Source organism: Clostridium sp. MCC344 (genome assembly GCF_018785365.1).
In the GTDB taxonomy this organism is placed as follows: domain Bacteria; phylum Bacillota; class Clostridia; order Lachnospirales; family Lachnospiraceae; genus Pilosibacter.
On the sequence record NZ_WQPQ01000111.1, the window covers coordinates 3,394 to 3,618 of the forward strand.

At 40.0% G+C, this 225-nt stretch carries 1 protein-coding gene; it reads left to right on the forward strand.

What is annotated here, in order from left to right:
- Positions 1-7: 7 nt before the first annotated feature.
- Positions 8-225 (forward strand): transposase (locus GPK90_RS18030; protein WP_215703604.1); only part of this gene is annotated, 218 nt, incomplete at its 3' end.

The window sequence follows — 225 nt, forward strand, 5'->3', positions numbered from 1 at the left end:
CTTTTCCATGAAAGAACTATATGTAGATTCCAATGGAAAACATGCAGGTTATCCGCACTATTTCAGAAACAGCGAGGAAAAACTGGCGAAAGCGCAGAGAAAACTGAGTCATTGCCGGAAGGGAAGCAATCGTTATAAAAAACAGCAGAAAAAAGTGGCGCGGATCCATACACATATCGCTCACCAGAGAAAAGATTACTTGCATAAAGAATCAAGAAAGATAAC